10 protein-coding genes and 1 pseudogene are annotated in these 8085 nt (G+C 50.2%); 9 read left to right on the top strand and 2 right to left on the bottom strand.

From position 1 onward, the window contains the following. From ACUU1I_RS18280 to ACUU1I_RS18265, 4 genes are all read left to right on the top strand, one after another. Nucleotides 1–2346, top strand: a 2346-nt coding sequence (locus ACUU1I_RS18280; protein ID WP_449144875.1) for a toprim domain-containing protein, incomplete at its 5' end; no start/stop codon positions are given. Between the two features lie 74 nt (nt 2347–2420). Then, a complete protein-coding gene (locus ACUU1I_RS18275; protein ID WP_005067014.1) occupies nt 2421–2699 on the top strand; it encodes a hypothetical protein in 279 nt (92 codons plus the stop codon). After that, entirely contained in the window at nt 2696–3106 is a 411-nt protein-coding gene (locus ACUU1I_RS18270) for a recombination protein NinB (protein ID WP_000814621.1), read from the top strand. Before ACUU1I_RS18275 ends, ACUU1I_RS18270 begins: the two co-directional genes overlap by 4 nt. Further along, the gene (locus tag ACUU1I_RS18265) at nt 3103–3279 is read left to right on the top strand and encodes a NinE family protein (protein ID WP_001254220.1); all 177 of its coding nucleotides are present in this window, start codon (nt 3103–3105) and stop codon (nt 3277–3279) included. The genes ACUU1I_RS18270 and ACUU1I_RS18265 overlap by 4 nt, the downstream gene beginning before the upstream one ends. Before the next feature lie 41 nt (nt 3280–3320). Here ACUU1I_RS18265 and ACUU1I_RS18260 read toward each other — a convergent pair whose 3' ends face one another. Together ACUU1I_RS18260 and ACUU1I_RS18255 are read right to left on the bottom strand one after the other, a co-directional pair. Next, nucleotides 3321–3629: a helix-turn-helix domain-containing protein gene (locus tag ACUU1I_RS18260; protein ID WP_000147081.1), complete on the bottom strand. Its 309-nt coding sequence runs from the start codon at nt 3627–3629 to the stop codon at nt 3321–3323. Then, nucleotides 3619–3849 (bottom strand): type II toxin-antitoxin system RelE/ParE family toxin, encoded by a 231-nt coding sequence (locus ACUU1I_RS18255; RefSeq protein WP_236743520.1) that lies wholly within the window; start codon nt 3847–3849, stop codon nt 3619–3621. Before ACUU1I_RS18255 ends, ACUU1I_RS18260 begins: the two co-directional genes overlap by 11 nt. Between ACUU1I_RS18255 and ACUU1I_RS18250 the strand changes: the two genes are divergently transcribed. The 5 genes and pseudogenes from ACUU1I_RS18250 to ACUU1I_RS18230 all read left to right on the top strand — a co-directional run. Continuing rightward, on the top strand, nt 3814–4830 hold the full coding sequence (locus ACUU1I_RS18250) for a Rha family phage regulatory protein (RefSeq protein ID WP_005114998.1): 1017 nt from the start codon (nt 3814–3816) through the stop codon (nt 4828–4830). The genes ACUU1I_RS18255 and ACUU1I_RS18250 overlap by 36 nt on opposite strands. Beyond that, nucleotides 4827–5060 carry a hypothetical protein gene (locus ACUU1I_RS18245; protein ID WP_000618004.1) on the top strand — a complete coding sequence of 78 codons (234 nt, stop codon included), beginning with the start codon at nt 4827–4829 and terminating at the stop codon, nt 5058–5060. The genes ACUU1I_RS18250 and ACUU1I_RS18245 overlap by 4 nt, the downstream gene beginning before the upstream one ends. Beyond that, nucleotides 5047–5954: pseudogene (locus ACUU1I_RS18240) on the top strand (DNA-binding protein). Before ACUU1I_RS18245 ends, ACUU1I_RS18240 begins: the two are co-directional and overlap by 14 nt. Nucleotides 5955–5964: 10 nt before the next feature. Continuing rightward, nucleotides 5965–6843, top strand: a complete 879-nt coding sequence (locus ACUU1I_RS18235) for an ATP-binding protein (protein WP_000988187.1) — start codon at nt 5965–5967, stop codon at nt 6841–6843. Further along, nucleotides 6840–8085, top strand: a 1246-nt coding sequence (locus ACUU1I_RS18230; protein WP_449144874.1) for a replicative DNA helicase, incomplete at its 3' end; no start/stop codon positions are given. The genes ACUU1I_RS18235 and ACUU1I_RS18230, both read left to right, overlap by 4 nt.

The following is an 8085-nucleotide window of genomic DNA, read 5'->3' as shown; positions in this document are numbered from 1 at the left end:
GAAGGTGATTGCGAACCTTGCCTGTTCGGATGGCAGGCTCTGGACGCTGGCGTGAGGGCGGTTGTGCTTTGCGAAGGCGAAATTGATTGTATGAGCTATGCGCAATACGGCATCTCGGCGTTATCCGTGCCGTTTGGTGGCGGGAAAGGCGCTAAGCAACAGTGGATTGAGTTTGAGTATCATAACCTCGACAGGTTTGAGGAAATATTCATCTCGATGGACGTTGATGATGTTGGTCGTGAAGCCGCAAGGGAAATCGCAAGCCGACTCGGTGAACATCGTTGCCGTCTTGTTACTCTGCCGTACAAAGACATCAACGAATGCCTGATGAACGGTGTTACCGAGGATGAAATCTGGCAGTACATCGGCACGGCATCCTACTTCGATCCTGAAGAACTCTACAGTGCGCGAGAGTTTTACCAGGACACTATCAACGCTTTCTACGGCAAGCAGCAGTATCTGTTTAATCCACCGTGGGAATCTCTGGCAGATAAATTCCAGTTCCGTGAGGCAGAGTTGACGCTGGTCAATGGTGTGAACGGTCACGGAAAGGCATGCCCACTGAATGAGCCTATTCTTTTAGCTGATGGGACATGGACTACTCACGGGAATGTAAAAATTGGCGATCAGGTGGCGTCAGTAGACGGCAATCCGTCAACTGTCACTGGGATATTCCCGCAGGGTGTTAGAGATGTTTACCGAGTCACATTTGAAGATGGTCGTTATGTTGATTGCGCAGGCGATCACCTATGGGAGGTCACTAGTCGTGGATTCACGAAAGGCGAGAAACGCCGCGTGATAGATACCTTCGGGTTGAAGCGGTTGAGTGAAACGAAGAGGCACAAAAATGGCGTTAGGATTCCTGAAATAACTGGTGACTTTGGCGACCACTCAGAGCCATTAGCATGGGTTATCGGCTCCCTTCTCGGGGATGGTAGTCTTAGCAATGGGAGCGTGAAGTTTTCAAACGTCGAGCCATACATGATCGAGCGTATGAAGGCTGAACTGCCTGATTACAACTTCTCTGGAGATGGTAAGGACTGGCTGATATCAACGGCGCGTGGTCAGGTAAATCCACTCATGGAGACCCTGCGAGGTTATGGACTAATGGGGTGCACAGCAAAAAACAAATTCATCCCTCGTGTGTTTTTTTCCGCAAATAAATCAACGCGTATAGGCATGCTGTGTGGTCTGCTTGAAACGGATGGGTATGTCGAGAAGGATGGAACGCTTGTTTTTTCCTCAGCAAGTGAAGAACTGCGCAATGGGGTTGTTCAACTGGTTAACTCACTCGGCGGGTCATGCCGGACGCGAGTTAAAACTGGCGTGACATACACATACAAGGACGATAAGCGGCATGGGATGGATTCATACGAGGCAAGAATCAGACTGACAAGAGAAATCAGGGAGGCCATCCGTTCACCACGACTCAATGGCAGATTAACTGCGCATCGATTCGAGGGCTGTGGGGTATTCGTCAGGAATGTTGAAAAAATCGGCAATGCAGAATGCTTGTGTATTATGGTCGATCACCCTCGCCACCTGTATGTAACCAGGGGATATGTGGCGACGCATAACACCGAGGTTGTCGGGCATATGGCACTTGAGGCAATGCGTCAGGGTGTGAAGACGTGCATCGCGTCACTTGAGCTGAAGCCTGGTATTCTCCTTAAGCGACTTACCCGTCAGGCAACGTGCTGCAAGATGCCGCCAGTGCTGGAAATTGACTCTGCATTTAAATTTTATGACGAAAGACTTTGGGTGTTTGGCCTGACTGGAACGGCGAAAGCCGACAGGCTGATCGAAATATTCGACTACGCTCGCCGCCGATACGGGATCCAGTTATTCATCATCGACAGCCTGATGAAATGTGGCATAGGCGACGATGACTATAACGGGCAGAAGGCGTTTGTTGACTCGATTTGCGACTTCAAAAACAAAACAAACTCCCACGTCATTCTCGTTACTCACTCGCGAAAAGGAGACAGCGAAGAAAAACCAACCGGGAAAATGGACGTAAAAGGCTCTGGAGCGATAACAGACCTGACAGACAACCTTTTCATCATCTGGCGTAACAAGGCTCGCGAGAGAGCGTTACAGAGAGTTCAGAGTGGTGAAAAGATGTCAGAGAAGGACGAACAGCTACTGGCATCTCCGGCATCTGTTTTGATGCTTGAAAAACAACGTAACGGCGAAGGTTGGGAAGGTGGTGTCCCGTTGTTCCTTGACGAGCAATCGCACCAGTTCCTGCAACTTGAATCAGGATCGCCATATAGCTACATCGCCAATATGCCGAAATCGGAATATGACGAGGCGTGGCGACAGGAAAACGTGACGGAGTATTAAATGACCATCTACATCACTGAGCTAATAGCAGGCCTGCTGGTAATCGCAGGCCTTTTTATTTGGGGGAGAGGGAAGTGAACGATAGCTACCGACAGTTTGAAAACTGGTGGTCAAAAGACAAAAGCCAGTTCACAGGAGACGATGAATTAAAAGAGTTTGCCTGGGTGATATGGCAGGCACCGCGAGCAGCTATTGAACTGGATATCGACTGGCCCGAATCGAATGACGACTTTTGGAAAGATGGTGAAGAAGGTGCTTATGCGATGGGGCATGAGGATGGGAAGGACAAAACGGTAATTGCAGTAATGAAAGCTATCAGAGCCGCTGGAATTAAAGAGAAGAATTTTCGATGAAGCAAACAATCTTCCTCCGAACTAAGCAACAACAGCAAGCCGCAATAAATGCCATCCTCTCAACTCCTCTCGATAAAGACAAGCCAGTCACCATCCGCATTACTGACTACAAGCGAAATCTTGACCAGAACGCAAAATTTCACGCGATGCTGGCGGATATCGCTCGTCAGGTTCAATGGTGCGGCAAATGGTTAAAACCAGAACAATGGAAGGTTTTGTTGATCAGCGGTCATGCAGTGGCAACAAAACAGGAAGCTGATGTTTTGCCCGGCCTTGAAGGAGAATGCGTCAACATTCGCGAAAGCAGCGCGCAGATGAGCGTGAAGCGCATGGCAAGTCTGATCGAGTACACAACAGCCTGGGCTATTGGTCAGGGTGTCAGATTTACCGACAGGAGGTATGAATGAGGCGACAGCGACGAAGTTTCACCGACATCATCTGCGAAAACTGCAAATACCTTCCAACGAAACGCTCCAGAAATAAACGCAAGCCAATCCCAAAAGAATCTGACGTAAAAACCTTCAACTACACGGCTCACCTGTGGGATATCCGGTGGCTAAGACATCGTGCGAGGAAATGACTATTTATCCGGTGCGCCGCCAGAATGACGGCGCGGTGTGGTTAAACGAAGCGGATCTGGAGTTTTTTTCCAGTAGCGCGGGCGAATTTTTTTAGTGTGGCAAATGATGGGCCGCTGATACCTGATGCGAGATTACTTTCCATTCTGGTGATCGCGGTCGCTTTTGTTCCCATTCGCTCGGCAACTTCAGCCTGAGTTAAGCCAGCTTCTTTGCGTGCTGCCAGCATTTCATCAAGCAGTGCGAATTCGTCAGCGATAGCGTCGTATTCTGCTTTAAAAGCCGGGTCTTCCATCCATTTGGCTGCCATTTCGTCGTGTGTCATGGTGGGGAGAGTGCGTTTACCAGTCATGCTTAACCTCCTTCATTCTGGTTTCAGCTTTCTTGCGTTCGGCTGGCGGTGTTTTCTGCGTTTTCTTTACAAAACTATGCAGCATGATGATGCGTTTCCCTGTCAGAGTGCAGTAAAAAACACGCGCGATCCCATCGTTGCCTTTAATTCTGAGTTCGAAAAGCCCGTCACCAAAGGCGCTGGTGTGAGGTTCTCCGAGATTGCTGCCGTATACCTTCATGCGTTCAACAAGATGCTGGTATCTGGCACGCATACTCAATGGAAGCTGATCGACCTCCAGTCGGACCTCTTCACTGTAGTATTCGATAGTGTAGTTCATACAGCAAAACATAACAAAATCGTTATATCTGCACAATATATTGATTCTGCAATTTCGGGACGTTACACTGTCTCTGCACCTTATAAAGCGGGTGCCGGGATTGGCGTCCTGAAATTCAATATAGAGCATAACCGCGCTCATGCGGTTTTTTCGTGTCATGAGCATTGCTACGCCCAAATTATGGTGGGGCGTGCAGGGGCATCGCAAGATGCGCCGGGTTCTATGTTGACCGGTTACGCCAACCCTGTACGTCTCACCACCTCTGTGATTGGCGTCCCATGTGGTGAGTTCTTTGAATTCAACATAGGGGCTGTCACCATGACTACTCTCCCAACCCTCTCTCAACCTGAAATTGCCATCGTTGATGGTCAGGCTGTTACTTCATCCCTGGCTGTTGCCAACTTCTTCTCTAAACGTCATGACGATGTTCTGAAAAAGATCCGCATTTTGGATTGTTCTCCAGAGTTTTGTGCCCGCAATTTTGCGGAGACATCAATTTTGGTACGCCAGCCCAACGGCGGTACTCGCAAACTTCCCTGCTACCAAATTACCCGCGACGGCTTCGCCTTCCTTGCTATGGGCTTCACTGGTAAACGTGCCGCCCGGTTCAAAGAGGCATACATCAATGCCTTTAACCAGATGGAGAGGAGCTTATCAGGAGCTGGTGCGGCTGACATGTCATCTGTCGCACAAAACGCCAGAGGCGTATACCTGCATTTGCGTGAAATCCATCAAATCTGGACAAGCCAGCTTTACCCAATGCTTAAGGCCGTTGAATCTCCGCTGGCTGGCAAACTGTACGACCGTGTAGGTGATGCTGTTTTTGGTGCTGCACTTGTTGATTCCAGGCTGAATGGTTCTGACAAGGAGGTGCTCCCATGATCCGCCACATCGTTAATTTCCTGTATCACCGATACAACCATTGCCCCCGTGTGGGGCAGTGGTTCACCACCAGCAACGGCTACGTTCTGCGGGTTTGCCTGGTCAGTACCGAAAGCCAGAAGGTTGTCTGCCAGGTTCAGGGACGTACTCATACCCTGAGTTATCCGCTGGTGGCGTTTCAGCCCGGAAAAATGTTTAAACGCCTGGGAGGTGGCTATGCGTCCGTCTGATCTTCTGCTCGATTTTGGACATCCGGTTGCTTATTACCCTGGGCTCGTTAAATACATGGGAAGTCCGCACGCTGTTATTTTCTTTGGTCAGATTTTTTACTGGTAGGATAAAGCACATGCAGCGGAAGGCGTACATAAAACGCGTGAAGAGATACAACACGAAACCGGACTTACATTTGAACAACAGGCTGTAGCGCGTAAGCATCTTGTGTCCAGAGGCATTTTGGTTGAAACCAACAAGCGTCTTGAGCACAAAATGTTCTACCGTATAGATTGTGAGCGCCTTAATGAAATTATCAATGAAAACAATCAGTTTCCCGAAATGGGGAAACCCGTTTTCGGGAAACTGTAAAACCCAATTTCGCGGAGGAGGGAAAGCCTTCACCGCGGACACGGGAAACCCCTCGCCGCGGAGAAGGGAAAACCAATTTCGATCTTACAGAGAATACAACAGAGATTACTTCAGAGAATACTACAGAGAGTAAAAACACTATTGGCGCATCTGCTGACGCGTCTGCACCAGCGCGTTCTTCCCGACAGGAATATTCACCGGAATTTGAACAGGCCTGGCAGGAATATCCAAAACGTGCTGGTGGTAACTCAAAATCCGCAGCCTTCAAAGCCTGGAAAGCCCGGCTCAGGGAGGGAATAAAACCTGAAGCCATGCTTGATGGCGTGAAACGCTATGCTGCCTGGGTACGTGCCACAGGAAATACCGGCACACAGTTCGTGAAGCAGGCTGCGACGTTCTTTGGACCCGATCGTCACTTCGAAGACTTCTGGCAACAGCCAGCCGCTCCCGGAGGTGGGCGACAGCGACAGGTCGATGTCCTGGCTGGCCTGGGAGCCATGTCTGACAAATTCGGTAAATCCAGTGACAAACTGACATTCTGAGGTGACAGCGATGATGACGTTTAACCTGCGTGAACAACAAAAAAGACTACAGGCGCGAATGGATGAGTTACGGGCAGAGATTGCATTTGCTCAGAAGGGCGAAAAGCCATGGCCTTATCGTTCCTGCCTGATGCGTGAAGGTCGCGGATATTGCGAAAAACATGGCGAATATCACACGCATATACTGGTGTGGAGCGATCGTAATGGCGAGGACAGAGAAAAAATTTCATGCTGCCCTGACTGCTTAATCGCTGAGGCCAACGATTTGACCATGGAGCTGTCGTCCATCAAGGCGGAAGAGCTGACTGATAACGCCGGAATTGCCCTGCGTTTTCGGGACTGCGAGTTTGATAATTATCTGGAGGTTAATCCTGGCGCAGCCAGAAATCTTGCGGCCTGTCGCCGCTATGCGGAGAATTGGCCAGATATGCTGGAGAACGGTACCAGTCTTGTTATGACCGGCAGTTGTGGTACCGGAAAAAATCATCTGGCTGTGGCTATGGCAAAACACATCATCCGTAACTATCTGGCCAGTGTGGAGATCACCGACGTGATGCGCCTTACCCGTGCTGTGAAAAATTGCTGGCGGAATGACAGCGAAAAAACAGCGGATGAAGTTATTGAGCGTTATGCGTCAATGGATTTGCTGATCATCGACGAAGTTGGCGTTCAGTTTGGCAGCGCGGCTGAAATGGCTATTTTGCAGGAAATTATCAACGCCAGGTACGAAAGTATCTTGCCCACCATTCTGATCAGTAACCTCTCACCGGAAGAGTTGTGGGCGTTCATCAGTCCCCGAATTGCCGACAGGATCACAGACGGGGGACGCAACTGGTTGTCGTTTAACTGGCCCAGTTACCGTTCTCGTATCAGAGGTGTGGCTGCATGACAACTCCAGTATGGCGTAACGATGACCTTGAAGGCGCTGTCATCGGCGCGTTCTTTCTGCGCGGAGCAGATCCTGAAGTGATGGATATTCTGGCCACACTGCCAGCGGACGTTTTTTCTGTACGAGCGTATCAGGATATCTATACAGGCATCTGCAGACAGGCCCGTGTTTCAGGAGTGATTGACCCCGTGCTGTTGTGTAATGAGATGCCGGAACTTGCCCCGGTGATTACTGATACCGGGCGTAAAACCTGGGTGAAGTCTTCACTGGAGCACTATGTTGCAGCGTTGCGGCGCAATGCCGCACTGCGCAATGCAGAAAAAACACTGAATGAGGCGCTGCAGAAATTACGTGATGCGCATACCTGTGAAGCAGCTGAAGATGCCCTGAAGGATGCGCAGAACATGATGGTCACACTGTCGACAGGAAAGGGCGTCATTCAGCCGGTACATATTGATGATGTGCTTCCGGAAGTGGTTGAGCGTGTTGAATGCCGGAATCAGGGGCTGGAGAAATCCAGGACGTTGATGACCGGTATTGATGAACTGGACGCAAAAACAGGCGGTATGGAGCCCGGAGACCTGGTATTCATTGCCGCCCGTCCTTCGATGGGGAAAACCGAACTTGCGCTGGACATCATCGACAAGGTGACTGAGCAGGGGCATGGTGTGCTTCTGTTCACCATGGAGATGGCGAACATCCAGATTGGTGAACGTATGGTGTCTGCGGCTGGAGGGATGCCAGTATCACGCCTGAAATCTGTGGCTCACTTTGAAGATGAAGACTGGACGCGTTTCTCACAAGGGGTGGGGCGGATGACCGGGCGCAATATCTGGATGGTGGACCAGGCGAACCTGGCCATTGATGAGATATGCGCAACAACGAAACACCACCTGATTAAATATCCGGAAACGGCGCTGGTGGTGGTTGATTATCTCGGGCTGATAAAAACCCGAACCACGGGGCGTCATGACCTTGCCGTGGGTGAAATCTCAAAGGGGCTTAAAGGCCTGGCAAAATCCGGTGGTTTTCCGTTGATTGCGCTGAGCCAGCTCTCCCGCGGTGTGGAGTCCAGACCCAATAAACGTCCCATGAACTCAGACCTGAAAAATTCCGGAGAAATAGAGGCGGATGCAGACATCATTCTGATGCTTTACAGGGATGAAGTGTACAACCCGGATACGCAGGCCAGGGGCATCGCAGAAATCAATATCACGAAACAACGTAACGGTTCTCTGGGAA

This window comes from Shigella sp. SIG3 (assembly GCF_053555855.1).
This window is presented reverse-complemented; position numbering and strand designations above follow the sequence as displayed.